This window comes from Pseudolysinimonas sp., assembly GCF_051954455.1.
GTDB lineage: Bacteria > Actinomycetota > Actinomycetes > Actinomycetales > Microbacteriaceae > Pseudolysinimonas.
Map to the genome: position 1 here is coordinate 58,746 of NZ_JBQCHS010000002.1, position 19,317 is coordinate 78,062.

Here is a 19,317-nt window from a genome sequence, read left to right on the forward strand (position 1 = left end):
AGCAGCATGACCGAGAAGCGCGTTCTCACGAACAAGAACTACGCGTGGTTCTACGCCCCGGCCGGGTCCGTCGAGGACATCCGCGCCATCACCGAGACCGAGGCGGCCGCGTTCATCAACATCACCGACGCGATGAAGCTGGATGGCACCAACTTCAACACGAAGGCGAGCAAGTCGGAGGACGACCGCTCCTTCGCGGACGCCGCGGGCGCCAAGACCGCCGGCAACGGCGACTTCGGCGGCACCCTCAACGGCTTCAAGGCGCCGGCCGGCGACACCACGTCGAGCTACCACGCCGCCGAGGCGGGCATCAAGCCGGACGGGTCGGACATCATCCTGCTCGCGCGCCCGGTCGAGTCCGCGGCGCCCGACCTGGCTGCCGGCGACGAGTACGACGCCTGGCACATCCTGAGCGACGCGGCGTCCGACGTCCGCGGCAACTCGAGCTACGCCTGGGCCGTCGACGCGCTGCCGCAGTCGGACATGGCCGTGCGCGGCATCATCGCGCCCGCGGTGGCCGCCAAGGTCACGGCGACGATCGCGGCCGGCGCGGCCTCCGGCGCGGTCGGCTCGATCGGCAAGATCAAGGCGGTGTACCAGGGCAAGATCATCACGATCGGCGCGAAGTACACCTCGAGCGACCCGACCAGGGTCACGGTCTCCGAGCACGGGATCTTCGAGCGCATCGCCACCGGCGAGGCCGACATCATCGTGTCCTTCCCGGGCGCGACGCCGTCGGACCCGCTGGCGATCACGGTCACCTGATCCCGGGCTGCCACCCCACGGGCCCCTGCTGCGACACGCGGCGGGGGCCCACCTGTTTTGCCAGCTAATCGACCGCGCCTATGCTGACGCCTAGCTGAGAGACAGCTGAGAGCTTGGAGGAGCCCGTGGCCGAGGAGACCGACGTCATCGACGTCATCGACACCGACGGGGAGACCGTCGAGGAGCTGATCGAGGACGCCAAGGGCTCCTTCTCCCTGCTCGACACCATCAAGAACCGCGCCATGCGCTCGGCGAAGCTCGACCTCGGCTACGACGAGGTGAACAGCGACAAGCTGATCGCCGTCGAGGCCGCGATCGCCCAGCTGAACACGGTGCTCGACCGCGCTGCGCAGAACGCCTCGGACCTCGATGAGTACGAGAAGCGCGTCCGCTCGTTCAAGGCCAAGCTCAAGAAGGGCACGCCCGAGGAGCGCGCGGAGCTCGAGCCGCAGCTCGCGAAGCTCGAGCAGGAGGTCGCCGACAAGAAGAACCTCCTCGTCGAGCTCAAGCCCCTGCAGGACAAGGCCGCCGAGATGGCCAAGGAGGCCGACAAGCTCCGGGCCGATGTCGCCGCGCAGTCCCTCTCGGTCGAGCTGCGCGCGCTCCCCACGACGATCGCCAAGGGCGCCACCCGTCGCGCCCGCAAGGTGCTCGGCATCAGCCAGAAGGGCATTCCCGAGGACCGCGAGCAGGAGTTCGCCGATGAGCAGATCGCCCAGATCGCCTACGACCAGGTGGTCCGGTGGCGCGACAACCGTTCCGGCGAGGAGGGCACGAAGCTCGACATCGAGGTGATCCGCGCGATCCGCGACTTCATGCCGCTGAGCCAGAGCGCCAAGTTCTTCGCCACCGTCGACGACCTGCAGTTCAAGAACGCCATTTCCGAGTCGGTCATCGCCCAGTCGGATTTCTAGCCGGCTACCTGGCGTCCGGTGCCGGCGCCAGGTACGTCTCGATCATCAAGGCAGCCCTCGCAGCCGGGGTGCCGCCCACGGCCCAGCTGTTCCGCAAGAAGCACCCGCGCAAGGCGGCGTGGTCCGAGTGGGACTACCTGCTCATCGAGGCGGTGCAGACGCTCGAGGCTGAGCGCTGCCGCTGCGGCCTGCCCATCTACATCTGCCACTCCGACGACCCGCACATCCGCTTCCGCGTCGAAGAGGACGTGTGTGAGGCGACCGCCGCCGTCGACCGCCACGAGGACGCCCTCAAGGCCAAGGACAAGGACTACAAGCCGGATCCCGGCACCACCCTCCGTCCCGTGCCGTACACCACGGACAAGAGCGACTTCGTGGACTACCGCGATCGCTACTACGACGCCGAGAAGGAGCGCCGCGACGCCATCATGTCGTCGCTCGTCCGCGGCTAGACGCGCCACCTGAGCACTTCCTGGGAGTTTCCTGGATGTTGCCGTAACGTCGGTCCCGACCCACCGGGAGAGGACGTGAGCAGGTGAGCGCTGAGGAGTTCAGTCTCGAGGCGAGGCTCGACTTCATCATCAGCGGGCTCAACGACGCCCTCTCCCAGCTCGACAACGCCGAATCGAAGATCAACGGCGTCGTCACCGGCCTCGGCGAGCTCGGCGAGAAGTTCGCCGGCGCCGGCAAGGAGACCGAGGGCTACGCGGCCGACCTTCTCGACGCCCAGACCTCCGTCGAGCTGCTCAGGATCCAGGTCGGCGAGCTCACTCAGTCGCTGAACACGGAGGAGCTGGCCACCACCCGTGGCTCCGACGCGTGGGTGAAGCGCGTCCAGGCCCTCAGCCAGGCCCAGCGCGAGTACGCGACCTTCGCGAAGAACCAGCTCACCGGCGCCGAGACCGGCCAGACCGTCGACCCCGAGACCCAGTCCGGGACCACTCAGCGCGACAACCTCGCCACCATGGCCGCGCGCGACGCCAACTACGCGCAGGTCATCTCGAACGCGGCCAAGGAAATCGAGGTCGCCGAGCAGCGCATCCAGAAGGCGATGTCGGCCAACGCCTACGACTCGCAGGTGCAGCAGCTCGGCGCCGTCGCCGCCGCGAAGCTCCGCCTCGAGCAGGCCGACCGCAACCTCGCCGCCGCCACTGAGGCCGACGCCCGCGTGCAGGCGCAGGACGCCTCCCTCCCGGCCCAGGCGCGCGCGCACATCGCCGTCGCCAACGCCATGGACGAGCAGCGCGCGGCGGTCAAGGCGCTCTCGCAGGCCGAGCAGCAGGAGCAGCGCGCCGCGGCCGCGCCGCCCACTGTCAACCTCTTCGGCAAGGATCTGGCCGAGGGGCAGCTCCCCCGCGTCCGCTACGCCCTCTACGACGTCTCGTTCGCCGCCGGCATCATGGGCGCCGCGCTCACCGGCGCCTTCGCCGGCGCCGTAGCGACTGCCGCATCCTTCGAGGCCGACTTCGCCCAGGTGCAGCGCACCGTCAGCGTCACCGGCCAGGACGCCGCCGACCTCAAGCAGCAGTTCGTCGAGCTGTCGCAGACGATCCCCGTCTCCTTCGGCGACCTCTCCCAGATCGGCGCGCTCGGTGGCCAGCTCAACATCGCCGCCGGCAACCTCACCAACTTCACCCGCGTCACGGCCGAGTTCGCCGCGACGACGAACGTCTCGATCGACCAGTCCGGCACCGCGCTCGGCCGCCTCGACCAGCTGCTCGACAAGGGGTCGGGCGCCTACGAGAACCTCGCCTCCTCGATCCTCAAGGTCGGCGTCAACTCGGTCGCGACCGAGTCGCAGATCATCGCCATCTCGCAGAACATCGCGGGCATCGCCGGCACCGTCGGCCTGACCACCGACCAGGTCGTCGGCCTCTCGGGCGCCCTCGCCTCCATCGGCACTGCGCCCGAGTCCGCGCGCTCGAGCGTCACCCGCCTGTTCATGGACATCCAGACGGCGCTCAACGGCGACACCGCGCTGCTGACCAAGTTCGGCTCCGTCGCCGGCATGACCGGCGAGCAGTTCCGCGCCGCCTGGGGCAACGACCCGGGCAAGGCGCTCACCGACCTGCTGCAGGGTGTCAACGCCCAGGGCGACAACGCGACGGCGACCCTCGAGGCGCTCGGCATCACGTCGACCCGCGACATCCCGACCCTCCTCAAGCTCGCTCAGAACACCGATCTGGTGTCCGACTCGCTCAGCAACGCCAAGAGCGGCTTCAACGATGCGACCGAGCTGGCGAACCAGTACGGCATCACCAGCGAGACGCTCTCGGCGCGCCTGCAGATCCTCGGCAACTCGCTGCAGGATCTTCTCGCGTCGATCGGTGGAGCCGACTCGGGCCCGCTCACCGGCCTGATTAGCCTGCTAACCGAGTTCGTCAACCAGCTCAACTCGGTCGTCAGCACCCCCGCGGGTCAGTGGTTCGCCGGCCTCGGCCTCGTGATCGGGGCCGCCGCGGGCGCCGCCGCCCTCCTTGCTGCCGTCACCGCGCGCGTCGCCGGCTCCTACCTCGCCGTGCGCACCGCCGCCGTGGAGCTGGGCATCTCCACCACCTCGAGCACGACCGCGACCATCCGCAACACGGCCGCCATTGGCGCCGAGGCGATCGCCGTCCAGGGCGACACCGAGGCGAAGATCGTCAACGCTGCCGCGACCACCGGCCTGCGGGACGCGGAGATTGCCGCCACCTTCGCGACCAACGGCTTCAAGGTCGCGCTCGCCAGCACCGGCATCGGGCTCGCCGTCGTCGCGCTCGGCACGCTCGTCACCGCCTTCATGCAGGCCGGCGACGCCGCCGAGACCTCCAAGTCCAAGGCCAAGGACTTCTTCGGCGGCCAGCTCCCCGACCTCTCGAGCGCCATGCAGAAGGACCAGGCGCAGTTCGAGGCGACCGGCGAGGCGATCCAGCAGGTCTCGACCAAGGTCACGGAGAACGGCCGCGTCGCTGACGGCTGGGTGAAGTCGCTCGACAGTGCCACGGGCGCGCAGGCCGGCCTCAGCGACAACACGAGCCACGCCACCAAGACGATCACCGACCAGACCATCGCCTACGGGGAGAACGCGAAGGCCGCCCTCGCCTCCGCCCTCGCCAACTCGAAGAGCTTCCAGAACCTCTTCAAGGACACCTCTGGCCTGAACCAGCTCAAGAGCGCCGGATTCAACCAGAAGGACTTCGCCAGCGCGATCCTCGGCGACCCGGTCAACGGCGGCAAGAAGTACGTCGACGGGCTCGCGGGCTCCGTCGCCGCCGAGCTGGGCATCAAGAAGCAGCAGCTCACCTCGCTCTTCGACGTCCTCAACGACCCGAACAAGGGCCAGCGCGCGGCTGGCGAGGCCCTCTACAAGGCCGGCGTCCGCCCCGAGGACTTCCAGCAGGTCGAGCAGCTCGCGGCCGCCTTCAAGCAGGTCGACGACGCCGCGAACAGCAGCAGCGTCGCCGTCAAGGGGCAGGCCAACGCCGCCGCCGCTAGCGCGGCCGCGTCCGACGCTGCGGGCCTCTCCGCCGCGGGCGCCGCGGACGGCTACGGCGCCATGAGCGATGCCGCCGGCGACGCCACCGACCAGAACATCGCCTACGGCGACCAGCTCAAGAGCCTCATCGACGACCACCTCAAGTCGGGCACCTCGGCCGAGACGCTCGCCGGCAACCTCAGCACCCTCGGCCAGGCGTTCGCCCAGCAGGGCGCCACCGCGGCGCTCAGCGGCTCCGCGATCGCCACCGTCCTCGACACCATCGCCGCGCAGTCCTCGGGCGGCCCCGAGGCCGCGGCGCGCATGAACGTCCTGTTCAACGCGCTCGTCGCCGGCGGGTACGCCTCCTGGGCGCAGCTGCAGCCGCTCATCGCCTCCATGGCCACCCTCACCGGCGTCAGCGCCGGCGTCATCGGCGCCCAGTCCACCGGCTCCGCCGTCAACGCCATGCTCACCGCGCTCAAGAACGGCTCGGCCGGCGCGGCCAAGGGCATCGGCGGCGCGGGCGGCGCGGCCAAGTCCGCGGCGAAGGAGATTCGCACCCTCGTCGACTACGGCAACGACCTCTCCGGCGTCTTCAAGCGGATGGACGACATTCGCTTCGGGCCCCAGCAGGCCCTCGACTCGATCGCCGGCGCGTGGAACGACATCGCCGACAACGGCAAGGACGCCAAGGAGAAGATCGACGACGCCGCCAAGGCGATCGACGAGGCCGCCCAGAAGGCCGCGAAGGCGCAGGCGACCCTCGCCGGCCTCGCCGCCGACAAGAGCAACGACGAGTATTGGCTCCGCATCGCCACGGAGTACGGCGACATGGAGCGCGTCAAGCAGCTGCAGGCCGACCTCGCGAAGAACACGGTCGACACCGCGGCCGCGCAGAGCGACCTCAACGACGCCAACGCCGACGCCACCAAGGCCCAGAGCGACATGACCGACGCGCAGCAGGCAGCGTCGATGTCGCTCGTCGGCAACTCGCAGGCCGCCATCGACAACCGCAAGGCGCTCACCGACCTCGTCGGCGACTACCAGGACTACATCCAGGCCCTCGCCGCCTCGGGCGTCCCCCAGGACCAGCTGCGCGCCCGCGTCGCCCAGCTCAAGCAGGAGTTCATCAACCAGGCGACCCAGATGGGCTACAACGCCAACGACGTCATGGCCTACGCCGCGTCGTTCGACGACATGACCCGCGCCATCAACGCCGTCCCCCGCAACATCACCGTCGGGCTGGACATCTCCGGCGTCGACGCGGCGATCGCGGAGTTCCAGGCGAAGCTCAACGCCGCGAAGCAGTCCGCCGGTGGCGGCGGCGGTGGCGGTGGTGGCGGTGGCACCGGGTTCGACTGGTCGAAGCTCCTCGACGGGCTCCCCACCGCGCCCGCGGGCCCCCAGAAGCAGACCATCGTGTTCGATGGCGACACCAAGCTCGTCGGCGACGCCCTCAACAGGGTCTACGAGCAGGTCAAGCAGTCGAAGCCCGTCGTCTCGATCGGCGGCCACAACGTCGACGCGATGAACGCCCTCACGACGACCCTCAACGCGATCAACCAGGGCAAGTCCGAGGTGACCATCGGCGGCCGCCCTCAGAACGCGCAGGCTGTCCTGCAGCAGATCCTGCAGCAGATCGACTCGACCGCCGGCAACGTCACCATCAACGGCCAGACGGCGCCCGCCGGGTCCGCCCTCGCCGCCCTCCTTGGCGCCGTGAACCGCGCCTCGGCCACCGTCACCATCAACGGCAAGGCCGAGCCGGCCGACAAGGTGCTCGAGAAGGCCCTCGCCGCGATCAAGGCCGGCCACGACTACGTCACCATCGACGGCAAGAAGGAGAAGGCCGAGCAGGTCAAGCAGCAGGCCCTCAACTCGATCAACTCCTCGAGCGCCTCCATCTCGATCAACGCCCAGTTCAACTCCGGGCAGGCCAACGACGCCGGCCAGCTCATGGCGCGCAGCATGCGCGCGGGGATCGTCAGCTACCTGACGAACAACCCCGTCCGCCTCGGCGTCAACGGCACCTCGCAGGGCTCGACCACCCTCAAGCCCTACTGGGACGGTGGCTTCACCGGCGCGGGGTCGAAGTACCAGGCAGCGGGCATCGTGCACGCCGGCGAGTACGTCTTCCCCCGTGAGGCCGTTCGCTACTACGGCGTCGAGAACCTTGCCTACATGCACCAGCGCGCGACCCGCGGCTACGCGAACGGCGGCCCTGTCGCCGGCGCCATGCCGGCCGGCGGCGGCGCGAGCGCTGGCCAGAGCGTGACGACCATGTCGGCCACCGACCGCATGTTCTTCCGCGACCTCTTCTCCGAGCTGGGATCCCGGCTCGGCATCTCCGATGGCGTGATCGCCGACGCCTACAGCGCGGCGACCGCCCGAGCCGTGAAGGCGGGCAACAGGTGAACGGTCAGCAGATGTGGTTCGGCACCCGCGGCCACGAGCGCTGGGTGAAGGCGCCGCAGACCGGCGCCGACTTCTCCCGGAAGAAGTTCTCCTCCCAGCTCAACTTCCTCAACGGCGGAGCCGCGATCCTCGGGTCGCGCGCCTCGCACGCCGAGTACAACATGAGCTGGCCGGTCGCCTCGCGACTGGACCTGCGCGCGATCCTCGACTTCGCCGGGCGGCTCTACGACAACGACCCGCTGGCCAAGTACATGGTCCCCGCCAACCTCATCTACTTCGTCGACCCGATGGAGATGGAGCTCAACCTCGCGCCGATCAGCTGGGGCTCCCCCATGCTCGCCGCGACCGACGCCCCCTCCCTGCTCGCCGACGCGCGCCCGGACGTCGTCGCGACCGACGCCAACACCGCCGGCTACCCGAGCTTCTCCGCGGAGTACGCGATCACCGCCGCGTCCGTGCCGCGCTCGTTCTACCTGCCGATCCCGCCCGGCTACAAGCTCTGGGCCGGCTTCCACGGCTCGGCCACCGGGGCCGGCGGCGTGCAGGTCACTCCCGCCGGCGGCGCGCCGACCAAGCTCACGGCGCTGGGGCTCGGCCAGACCCGCGTCCAGGACAGCTTCGCCGGCGCGACCGGGGTCGACATCCAGCTCGTCGGCAACGCTGGCGACACCATCAAGCTGACCGCGCTCATCCTGCAGCTCATCAAGACCAGCTTCGTCCCCGACCCCGGCGGCTACATCTCCGGCCGCGGGCACTCGGGGTGCGCGTTCGCGGACGAGCCCCAGGTCGTCGCGCTGTCCACCGTCAACCACCGCGCCGAGGTCTCCGGCGCGGCCAAGCTCGTGGAAGTCGGCGCCTGGCTGTAGCTTTTCTGGGAGAATGCTGTACGGAGCCGTAGCCTGAGAGGGCCATGGCCCTCAGCGTTCGCATCCAGCAGCCCCCGCTGCCCCGATATGCGATCAGCGCGCCCACCCTCTTCAACTACCTCGACACGCCCCACGCCACCCTCCGCGGGCCGTGGGCCTGGCCTAGCCTGCTCGGCACTCCCGTGCTGCGCACCGACGAGGACGAGCCCTACCTGCGGTTCACCCGCACCGGCACCGGCGCCGCCGGCATCACCATCAACGCGGCCGCCCTCGACATCCCCGCCGGCTCCTTCGACTTCCGCATCTGGACCCGCGCCGTGCAGGGCACCCAGATTGGATGCGCCATCGGCTTCCGCCTCGGAACCAGTCAGGCCGCCGGCGACCAGCACCTCGGCGCGACCTTCTCGGCCGCCCCCGGCGCCTGGGTCGAGCGCGTCGCCACCCTCACCGTCACCGCGCGCACCGACTGGACCTTCGTGCTCAAGCTCGGCGACGGCCCCGCGGGCAGCGTCGTCGACGTCAAGCTCGGCTCGATCATGCCGACCGGCCAGGCCCCCATCTTCGGCGACACCCTCGAGCCGCTCGACTCCACCGACTACTACTACTGGGAGGGCGCCAGCAACGGCTCCAAGTCGATCAAGGCGCAGCGCACCCTCACCAACGTCCCGGGCCCGGTCTACGACGTCGACAACGTCACGACCTACTCCATCACCGAGAACGCGACCCCGCTCTCGCCCGTCGACACCTCCGGCGGCGCCACGACCGTCAGCTTCGGCATCCAGGAGTTCGACGGCTCCCTCCTGCTCGCCGGCGGCGAGGCCACGCTCCTCGAGGACGGGCGCGCGATCGTCCAGGGGCGCCTCGACACGCCCTCGAGCGACGGCAACACGCTCTCGATCACGAGCATGTCGATCATCTCCCGCCTCAACGTCATCCGGCAGGTCGAGCCCTTCGCCGGATCCCTCGACGGCTACATCCAGCTGCTCCTCGCCTCCGTCGGCGTCGACCGCCCGATCACCTCCGACATCGGAATCGCCGAGCGGCCGATCGTCGCCCACGGCTTCAAGGACAACGTCCTCACGCGCGTCAAGGAGTTCTGCTCGAGCCAGGGCGTCGAGCTCAGCGACAAGGGCGACGCCGTCTTCCTGCGCCAGCCCCGCACCCGCACCGTCGACGTCGCGAGCCTCGGCCAGCTGAGCACGAGCTCGGACGCCTCGCAGCTCGCCCAGTCGATCCAGCTCGTCAACTACAACTCCCGCTACCTCGAGAACGCGCTCATCTACCCGGCCGCCGAGTACGACGACACCAGCGGCACCATGACCGCCGCCGGCTGGACCTTCGCCGCGCCCATCCTCGTCGTGGACTCCGGCTCGGTCGCCACCTACGAGGTCCCGATCATCGGCTCTCTCGTCTCGGTCGAGCAGCCCGTCTGCGTCAAGGAGGTCGGCCCCTTCGACGGCGCCGCCGGCTCCGTCTACACCGTCATCGGCCAGGGCACCGTCACCGACGGCGCCGAGTCGATCGAGACCCTCGACCCCAACGAGTGGACGTCCCGCGGCGGCTCCGTCACCGTCCGCGTCGGCGACAACTACGACACCATCGTCATCACCATCACGTCGGGCGACAACGAGCGCCTCTACGCCCCCTTCGCGATCGCGATGAACGCCGGTGCTGGCACCTACTACTCGAGCCTGCGCGTGCGCGGCACCGGGGTCATCGACTTCAAGGAGAAGCTGACCTACGAGACCGGCAGCACCGACGACAACGCGACCACCGTCGTCGCCGCGACGATCGACACGCCCTACGTCCAGAGCAAGGAGCAGGCCGACCGCGTCGCCGCCGAGACCGTCCCGATCTACTCGATGCTCCGCGTTGGCCTCACCGGCACGTTCCGCAACTCCCAGCTCGAGCCCGGCGACATCGCCGGCGCTCGCTTCCGCCACGGCGACGCCGTGTACCGCGTCACCAGCGCCGCGAGCTCCGAGGGAGGCGTCGGGTTCAGCGCGGCGGCCGACACCACGACCGACGACTTCGACGAGGTCTGGTCCGCCCAGACCTTCGACGACTTCGACGCTGTCTGGCAGCACCGCACCTTCGAGCAGTTCGGAGCCGCGCCGCTCGCCACTTCCTAGGGATTTTCGCCGAACCTGGGAGAATGCTGAACGTGACCACCACGGTGAGAGAGAACGGGCTGCCGCTCGAAGCTCAGCCGTGGGCGCGCGACGTCGAGAAGTCGATCCGCAACCTGCAGACCACGCAGGAGATGGTCGCCCAGAACGGCGAGCAGGCGATCATCGCCGCCGGCACCGCCGTCACCGGAGCCGCGAACTCCGCCGCTGCGCAAGCCGCCGCGATCGCCGAGATGCGCCGCGTGCCGGCCACCCTCGACGCCAGCAAGGTCACCCTCACGCCGAGCGCCTACTTCGACGCCAGCGGCACGCCCTGGGGCCGCATCGACGTCGACATCGTCCCCAACGACCTGGACACCGACGGCAACCCGCTCATCCCGGCCCACTACGAGGTCTTCGGCCGCGTCTTCGTCAACGACCCCACCCTCGACCCGAGCGACCACACCTCCTTCGGCCCCACGGGCCCGGGCTACCTCCCCATGGGCACCAGCTCGACCACCCGCGTGCACGTCGAGGGCCTGCAGGTCGGCGTCGAGTACCAGCTGCGCTTCGTCGCCGTCAGCTCCTTCGGCGTCTCGAGCTCGCAGAGCGACTGGCTCACCGCCACCACGCCGGCCACGCTCGCCGCCATGGACGTGCCGAACGCTCCCGTCCTCGAGTCGGGCGCCGGCATCGTCGTCGCCCGCTGGGACGGCCTCTTCGGCTCCGCCCAGCCGCCGGAGCAGTTCCGCGGCGTCCACCTCGACGTCTCGCCCGCCGGCGCCAGCGCCTGGACCCGCCAGGGCAGCCCGATCGTCCGCGGCGGCGGCAGCATCCAGGTCGGCGGCCTCACCGTCGGCAGCGCCTACGACTTCTCCTTCGTCGGCTTCGACAGCCTCGGCGTCGAGACCGACCGCTCCGCCGTCTCCACGATCACCGTCATCGGGATCGACTCCGAGAACCTCGCGCCCGAGCTCGTCACCCTCATCAGCTCCTCCGGCGGCGGCAACCACATCACCTTCTCCACCGCCCAGCCCGTCGACGACGGCACCGCGGCCGGCGACCTCTGGTTCCAGCGCGACGAGAACGCCGCCGTCATCGCCCAGTGGGTCTGGGACGGCCAGAACTGGACGCCGCAGACGATGTCGCACGAGGTCATCACCTCCGTCGACCTCGGCACCGCCACCGTCGGCCAGCTCGACGGCGCCTTCATCAAGGCCCGCTCGATGGCCGCCAACGCCCTGCAGGCCGGCACGATCACCGTCAACGAGCTCTCCCCGACCATCGGCGACGACCTCGGCCTCGCCGCCAAGGGCTCCGTCAACATCCTCGCCGGCCAGGTCGGCGACCTCACGGCGGCCCAGCAGGGCACCGCGGCCGCGCTCGCGCTGCAGCAGACGCTCTTCCAGGTGAAGCCCGACGGCGCCTACATCTCGAGCCCTGGATCCGCCAGCGCCGGCTCGCAGCTCGCGCTCCGTAACACCGGCGTCCAGCTGCTGCAGAACGGCGCCGTCGTCTCCGACTGGAACCAGGGCCAGATGCACGTCGACTCCTTCGTCGGCAACGAGGTCATCCTCGGCGCCCACAAGCTCGAGAAGCTGAACGCGACCGACACCGTGGTGAGGGCGCTCTAATGGCCTCGTACACCGGAACCACGGCTGCCGGCCATACCCTGCAGCTCGACGTCAGCCTCAACGGGCAGAGCATCGAGGGCAACTACTCCTCGGTCCACTGGTCCCTCACCTGGTACAAGAACCCGAGTCGCACCCCGTTCGGATCGGACGGCTCTTGGTCCGCCAACATCGACGGATCTGGCTACGGCGGCGGCTACAGCTACAACTTCAACAACTACTCCGCCCTCACGGTCGGCGCCGGCGATCAGATCATCTACCACAACGCCGACGGCACCCGCGCCTTCGGCGTCTCCGCCTCTGGATACATCGGATCCGCGGGTGGCTCCGCCAGCCTCAGCGGCACCTATACGCTCCCGACGATCGCGCGAGCCTCCACGCCCTCGCTCTCGAGCCAGCCCACGACGGGCTCCCCGGTCACGATCGCCACGAACCGCGCCTCGGCCGGCTTCACCCACACCCTCACCTGGGCGTTCGGGAGCCAGACCGGGACCATCGGCACCAACGTCACGGACTCGGTGTCCTGGACGCCCGATCGGGCGATGCTCACCGAGATTCCCAACTCCCTGTCGGGTACCGGGACCATCACCTGCACCACCTTCTCCGGCGGCACCAACGTCGGGACCAAGAGCATCGGCTTCACGCTCACTGCCGACGCCAGCATCGTCCCGACCATCGCGTCTATCTCGTGCGCCGAGGCGCAGGCCGCGGTCACTGCGGCCGGCATCGGCGGGTACGTTCAGGGCCTCTCGCAGCTCGCCCTGCAGATCAACGGCGCCGCCGGCGTCTACGGCTCGAGCATCACGAGCAGCGCCATCTCCGTCGCCGGCCAGATCATCAACGCCGCCTCGGGCACCACTGCGCCGATCGTCTCCTCCGGCAACGTCGCCATCACCGCGATCGTCGTCGACTCGCGCGGCCGCAGCGCCCAGGCCACCATGAACGTCACGGTGCTGCCCTACTCGGCGCCCACCATCGACACCACCGCCCTGACCCTGCAGCGGGCCCTGGCCGATGGCACGCTCAACGACAACGGCACCTACCTCAAGGTCTCGTTCAAGATCGCCGCCACCTCCCTCAACCCGACCGGCGCTGCCGAGAAGAACACCCTCAAGTACCGCGTCTCGAGCCGCCAGAACGGCCAGACGGTCTTCACCCAGATCATCGCGCCGACCGCCCCTGGCGGGATCGCCTACACCGGCAGCGTCCTCATCGCCGGCTACTCGATCGACCACTCCTGGGACGTCCTGCTCGACGTCATCGACGACTTCGCCACCTCCTCCGTCCAGCGCACTGTCGCGACCTCGACGATCTTCATGCACTGGCACGGCAGCCAGGGCGTGGGCGTCGGGAAGTACCACGAGCGCGGTATCCTCGACGTCTCCGGCGACATCTACCAGGGCGGCCTCCCCGTCGTGGACTTCGGCGACTCGGCCACGACCAGCAGCCCCGGCATCGTGCAGCTCGCGACGCCCGCGGATTTCGCCGCTGGCAACTCGAGCAAGGCGGTGACCCCCGCCCAGCTGAGCGCGATGGGCTCGGCCTTCTCGAAGATCACTAACGGCGCCTTCACTGTCAACAAGCGGAAGTACGCGCCTCAGACCGCTGCCGAGCCGGGCACCTACTTCTTCGACCGCTGGAAGTTCTCGGGCCGGAAGAACCTCATCACCAACCCTGCCTCGATCGTCGGCACCGAGATTATGGCCGCGAGCAATGGCTCCGTGAGCCGCCTCACCGGCCTCACGATCCCCGGCCTGCCGTACACCACCACCGCGGCTCGCATCACGATGACGGCCAACGCGGGCGGCTGGTACTTCGCGAGCGATGCGAACAACCCCAGGACCCAGGTCACCCCGGGGAAGACCTACTACGTCTCGGCCTACGTGCGCTCCTCGCAGGCGATCACCGTCACTCTCGCCGTCCAGCAGTTCACCGCTTCGGGGGCGGGGCCGGGATCCTGCGTCGTCCGCAACCAGGACGGCACCACGAAGCAGTTCACGCTCGCGCCGAACGTCTGGACGAGAATCGGCGGGGTCGTTGTGGCGCACGTCCAGGCTCTCTATGCCGGACCCTACGCCTACTCCACGACGGCCTTCGCCGCCGGCGCGACGTACGACGTCACGGGCATCATGCTCGAAGAGGGCGATGTGATGATGCCCTACTTCGACGGCTCGTACCCCGACTGCTCCTGGGCCGACGGAGAGGGGCAGAGCGCCAGCTACAGCGTTCCGAATGGCTGGACCTGCCTCAACTATGCCGGGCAGCCCTCCGCCGAATCCGGCAATACCACCGGCTTCGCCTCGAACATGGCGACGCTGAGCGTGTCGACCGACTGGTCCGCCGACCGCACCCGCAGCTACAAGGTGGTCGCCTCCGGCGCCGGCGCTGACAGCTTCATGTCCTACGCCGAGAACAACGGGCTCAGTGCCTGGAACCTCGTCCCGGGGCAGACCTACACCATCAGCGCCACCGGACACATCGGGCCCTCCCCCCTCAGCGGCGCGACGATCGACACCGCCTCGGTCATCCGAGCCCGCCGCGCCTACGTCACGTTCCTCAACAGCTCCGGGCAGTTCGTCGCGGCAGCGGTACCGGCAGGCAGCCCTGGCATCGCAACGCCCGAGGGCTCCGTGGCCTCCGACGCGGTCCCCAATGTCGCCGGAGCCACCGCCCGCGTATCCGTGACCTTCACCGTCCCCCTGACCGCCACCAACTTCTACTTCCGCCTCTACAACGGCCACGCCGCCGGGACCATCTACTGGGATGCCACCCAGATGACCAAGGGCACCTCCGTCCAGCCCTACTTCGACGGCGCGACCGCGGCAGCCGGCATCTACAAGTACGGGTGGAACGGAACCCCCGACAACGGCAACAGCTCGCGGATCGTCAACCGCTACGCCGACTTCACCGCGACGCCGCAGGGCCAGGCGATCACCCTGTCGGCGCAGACTCGGATCTGCCAGATCATCGAGCGCGAGGAGCTCAGCGCCGGCACGCACATCCTCGCCCACGACGGCACCGCCCAGATGCGGGTCTACAACGTGCAGACCAACCCGCAGGATCGCCCCGCCTTCGTCAGCGGGCCGCTCACAGTCACCCTCGACGGCACGGACGACGTCATCGTCGAGTTCACCGCCCCCGCCGCTGCCCTCGCGACCGTCGCCAACGTTCGCCTCTATCGAGGCAGCGCCGACTTCGGCTACGCGCCGCGCTCGGTCGCCGACGAGCTCGTGCGGTGCCAGCGGTTCTACCTCCGGTTCGACAACCAGTTCACCGGCGATCGACTCAGCCCCGACGGGCAGCAGGACGACGTCAACTGGGGCAACGCCGTCTATCAGCTCCCCACTCCCATGCGCAGGGTGCCGGGCGTGCTGACTGCCGGGGGACCGGCTTGGAGCGACTCGGTCAACTTCACCACGGCGGTCGCGTACTCGGGTCCCTACCAGTCGCGGAACCTCGGCGCCTTCGGTCCCGTCACCCCGCCGCTCCCCAGTACGCGGCAGCTCACCAGCCTCAAGGCGACCTTCCTGATGAACGCCGGGTCCGGCGCGTCCTCGAGGCCCGGATACGTCTCCTCCCTCGCTCTCGGCTCGGCCGTCATGCTCGACGCGGAAATGGTGGGCTGATGGCGTCCTGGACGATCACCTATGACGACGGAAGCGTCGCCCACCTCGAGGCCGAGACGCTCGCCATCGCCATCGTCACGATGCCCGAGGTGCCGGAAGGCCGCCTCTTCGTGACCATGACTCGTGACCCTGACCCCACTCCGCCCGCCCTCACCGCTGCGGTCGAGGCCCTGCAGTCTCTCGGCCTGACCCCGGAGATGGTCGCGGCGCTCCTTGCCGCCCAGCAGGTTCCCGCACCCGCCTCGCCCGCCCCCACCGAAGGAGTAGCCAGCTAATGGCCCAGTCCCCCCGCGTGAAGTTCGTCGGCCCGACCCCCATCGGCAAGCTCCTCGACCTCTTCGCCACGCTCGCCAACACGGTCGACGGCGCCCTGCCGGTCAAGTTCGTCGACACCCTCGCCGAGCTCAACGCCATCGGCCTCACCGACGCGACCCGCGCCGGCACGCTGGCGACCCTGGCGGCCGACTCGAGCGGCCTCGCCGCCGGCGCCTCCTTCGTGCTCAAGCCTGACGGGAAGTGGTACCTCACCGGCGCGTGCACCGCCCTCAACGTCGACACCTTCGTCGCCGCGCTCTCGACGAACGCCAACATCAAGACGCTCCCCGGCGCGGTCGCCTGGAACATGGTGACGTCGAACCTCGTCGGCTTCTCGAGCACCGCGGGCGCGTACGGCGCGATCGCGCTGTCGAAGCAGGTCAGCGGCACCGGCACCGTCCCGGGCGCGATCGCCGTCGGCTCGGGCTACACGACGCCGATCGTCTTCCCCGTCGGCTCCTTCGCCGCGCTCCCGTCGAACATCATCGTGACGTGCGACAACGGCCGCCTGCTCGGCTCCGCGGTGACCCGCACCAAGGACGGCTTCACGCTGCAGCTCTACAACTGGTCGAACGGCACCCAGGACGCCGGCACGACCTACTACTGGACGGCGATCGCCTAGGACACGCTGGCTGGGCACTTCCTGGGAGAAACCTGGATGTCGAGGTAGCCTGGCCGAGCACCCCATCTGAGCGGAGGGCTCAACTTGTCGGACCCCAGGAGCATTCAGCTGCTCGACAACGAGGAGTTCCTCGCCGACCTGCGGGACGCGAACGTCAAGCAGAAGGCCATCGCCGAGAAGTGGGGCGTGAGCCGCGCGACCGTCAACAAGTGGCGTCGGCGGATCCTCGAGGGCGACGCCGCCACCTCGGAGGACGGCGATCAGCTGCGCGACGACTTCGATCGCGACGAGAAGGGCAACCTCAAGTACCGCGTCGATGCCGACCGGATCCTCCCGCTGAGCTGGTGGCTCGGCCGCCTGCGCGCGGACGGCTTCGACCCCGACGACTTCACCTTCTCGCACGGGCACTCGGTCTGGACGCAGCACACCAAGGCGCAGATCACCAAGACGCTCTACGCCAACCGCTTCTCTGCCACGCTCCGCGCCAAGAAGGAGTCGGGCGACCCCGAGTGGCCCGTCGTTCAGGCCGGCCCGAAGATCGCGGCCCGCCCGCCCCGCGCCCGCTCCTTCTCGATCGGCGGCCAGTGGCAGACCGCGATCCTGTCCGCTGACTCGCAGATCGGCTACCGCCGGCTCGAGGACGGAACGCTCGACCCTTTCCATGACGAGGCGGCCATCGACGTCTTCCTCAAGGTCGTGGAGCTCGAGCGGCCGCAGCAGGTCGTCCTCATGGGCGACATCATCGACCTCGCTTCCCAGGGCCGCTGGGCCCAGGAAGCCACCTTCGCGCAGACGACCCAGGCCGCGATCGACCGGACCACGATGCTCGGCGCCGAGCTGCGCGAGCGCACGCCCGGCAAGCTCGTCTACATCGAGGGCAATCACGACCGCCGCATGCAGGGCTTCGTCGAGGCCAACGCCCTCGCCGCCTTCGGCCTCAAGAAGGGCGGCCTCCCGGAGTCCTGGCCGGTCATGTCCCTGCCGAACCTCCTCCGCCTCGACGACTTCGACATCGAGTACCGCGACGCCTACCCGACCGCGCACTGGTGGGTCAACGACCAGCTGCGGTGCGAGCACGGCACCAAGGTCCGCTCGAGCGGCTCGACCGCCGAGAAGTACGCCAACGAGACCCCTCACATCTCGCGCGCCTTCGGCCACACGCACCGTCTCGAGGCCCAGTCGAAGACGACCTACGACCGCATGGGGAAGATCCGCTCCGTCGCGATCAACCCCGGCTGCCTCTGCCGCGTCGACGGCGGCGTCCCCGGCGTGAACAGCGCCGCTGGCATCGACGGCCGGCCGGCGGAGTTCTTCGAGAACTGGCAGCAGGGCGTCGCCGTGATCCGCTTCAAGGAGACCGGGGAGTTCTTCTGGGAGCTGCTGCAGGTCGAGGACGGGCGCACGATCTTCTCCGGCCAGGAACTCCGCGCCGCCTGACACGCGGTGTGACCCCTCCTGGATTTAGCTGGCTAATCGCGAGACGCTGAAACGATGAACGAGTTCGATACGACCCCCGGCGGCTACAGCGTGCCCGTCGACCCCATGGACGACCTGCAGTGCGACAGCTGCCAGTGACCTTCCCGACCAGTTAGACCCTCCAGCGACCATGGCTCCTCCTTCCGACGACACCTTCGACAGGTTCTTCGGGCTGCTCCGTGACGACCTCGCCACCTTCCGGCGTGAGGTCAACGAGCGGCTCGACAAGCTGGTGTCGGCCGATGCCTTCGCAGCCGAGCAGCGCCGCGTCGACGAGCGGATCAAGGTCGTCGACGACAAGCTGAACGCCGAGGTGGAGGCCCGGAAGGCGGCCATGGCCGCGGAGGAAGCGGCTCGCAAGCTCATGGCCGCAGAGCTCGAGAAGAAGAACGCGAGGACCGGATCTTGGATCAGATGGACGATCGGCACGCTGCTGGGCCTCGGCGGCGCTGGTGGCATCGTGGGCGGCATCGCGGCCCTGCTCGGAGTGAAGCCGTGAGCAAGCTCAAGACGTTCTCCCGCTTCATCGTCCCCCTACTCGTCGTCATGTCTCTTGGGACCGCGGCGGGCCTCGTCTACGTCGCCCAGCAGACGACCATCAACGCCCAGGACGACCGCATCGGCGCCCTCCATGACGGCTACAACGCCATGTCGAAGCGCTATGACTCGCTCCTCGACCAGTACACCAAGCTCTACGGCGACTGCACCTCGACCGACGGCTGCACCCCCTCCACCGCGGCGCCCGAGCAGATCCCCGGCCCGGCTGGCCCCGCCGGCAAGGACGGCGTCGTCACCCAGCAGGACATCGACCAGGGATTTGCCCGCTATTGCTCGGCCGACAGCTTCTGCGTCGGCACGCCCGGCAAGGACGGCGCCAACGGGGCGAACGGCTCTGACGGCGCCAACGGTGCCAACGGTGCGGACGGCAAGGACGGCCAGAACGGCACCGACGGCAAGGACGGAGCCCCGGGCCGCGGCGTCTCCGACATCCACTGCGACGACAACGGCGAGCTGCAGGTCACGTACACCGACGGATCCACGGAGGACGCCGGCTCCTGCCGCAGCTCCGTGATCGGCGTCGGCTGACCCACCACCACGACGAAAGGAGCCTCGGGATGACCG

Annotated in this window: 13 protein-coding genes; all 13 read left to right on the forward strand. The window is 69.3% G+C overall.

Going from position 1 to position 19,317, the window contains the following annotated elements; translation table 11 throughout:
• Positions 1-6 precede the first annotated feature (6 nt).
• Positions 7-765 (forward strand): phage tail tube protein, encoded by a 759-nt coding sequence (locus ACTHM3_RS00905; RefSeq protein ID WP_440404200.1) that lies wholly within the window; start codon positions 7-9, stop codon positions 763-765.
• Positions 766-890: 125 nt separating this feature from the next.
• Complete coding sequence (locus ACTHM3_RS00910) at positions 891-1,679, forward strand: hypothetical protein (protein ID WP_440404201.1); 789 nt, start codon at positions 891-893, stop codon at positions 1,677-1,679.
• Between the two features lie 68 nt (positions 1,680-1,747).
• Positions 1,748-2,131, forward strand: coding sequence for a hypothetical protein (locus ACTHM3_RS00915; protein ID WP_440404202.1), 384 nt, complete (start codon positions 1,748-1,750; stop codon positions 2,129-2,131).
• Between the two features lie 83 nt (positions 2,132-2,214).
• On the forward strand, positions 2,215-7,551 hold the full coding sequence (locus ACTHM3_RS00920) for a phage tail tape measure protein (RefSeq protein ID WP_440404203.1): 5,337 nt from the start codon (positions 2,215-2,217) through the stop codon (positions 7,549-7,551).
• Positions 7,548-8,417 (forward strand): hypothetical protein, encoded by an 870-nt coding sequence (locus ACTHM3_RS00925; protein WP_440404204.1) that lies wholly within the window; start codon positions 7,548-7,550, stop codon positions 8,415-8,417. Before ACTHM3_RS00920 ends, ACTHM3_RS00925 begins: the two co-directional genes overlap by 4 nt.
• Positions 8,418-8,461: 44 nt before the next feature.
• Entirely contained in the window at positions 8,462-10,549 is a 2,088-nt protein-coding gene (locus tag ACTHM3_RS00930; protein WP_440404205.1) for a hypothetical protein, read from the forward strand.
• Positions 10,550-10,581: 32 nt separating this feature from the next.
• Complete coding sequence (locus ACTHM3_RS00935; RefSeq protein WP_440404206.1) at positions 10,582-12,159, forward strand: hypothetical protein; 1,578 nt, start codon at positions 10,582-10,584, stop codon at positions 12,157-12,159.
• Positions 12,159-15,782, forward strand: coding sequence for a DUF859 family phage minor structural protein (locus ACTHM3_RS00940; RefSeq protein WP_440404207.1), 3,624 nt, complete (start codon positions 12,159-12,161; stop codon positions 15,780-15,782). The genes ACTHM3_RS00935 and ACTHM3_RS00940 overlap by 1 nt, the downstream gene beginning before the upstream one ends.
• On the forward strand, positions 15,782-16,057 hold the full coding sequence (locus tag ACTHM3_RS00945; RefSeq protein ID WP_440404208.1) for a hypothetical protein: 276 nt from the start codon (positions 15,782-15,784) through the stop codon (positions 16,055-16,057). Before ACTHM3_RS00940 ends, ACTHM3_RS00945 begins: the two co-directional genes overlap by 1 nt.
• On the forward strand, positions 16,057-16,719 hold the full coding sequence (locus ACTHM3_RS00950) for a hypothetical protein (protein WP_440404209.1): 663 nt from the start codon (positions 16,057-16,059) through the stop codon (positions 16,717-16,719). Before ACTHM3_RS00945 ends, ACTHM3_RS00950 begins: the two co-directional genes overlap by 1 nt.
• An 84-nt stretch (positions 16,720-16,803) precedes the next feature.
• On the forward strand, positions 16,804-18,156 hold the full coding sequence (locus tag ACTHM3_RS00955) for a helix-turn-helix domain-containing protein (RefSeq protein WP_440404210.1): 1,353 nt from the start codon (positions 16,804-16,806) through the stop codon (positions 18,154-18,156).
• Positions 18,157-18,325: 169 nt separating this feature from the next.
• The gene (locus ACTHM3_RS00960; RefSeq protein WP_440404211.1) at positions 18,326-18,694 is read left to right on the forward strand and encodes a hypothetical protein; all 369 of its coding nucleotides are present in this window, start codon (positions 18,326-18,328) and stop codon (positions 18,692-18,694) included.
• On the forward strand, positions 18,691-19,281 hold the full coding sequence (locus tag ACTHM3_RS00965) for a hypothetical protein (RefSeq protein WP_440404212.1): 591 nt from the start codon (positions 18,691-18,693) through the stop codon (positions 19,279-19,281). The genes ACTHM3_RS00960 and ACTHM3_RS00965 overlap by 4 nt, the downstream gene beginning before the upstream one ends.
• Positions 19,282-19,317: the final 36 nt, after the last annotated feature.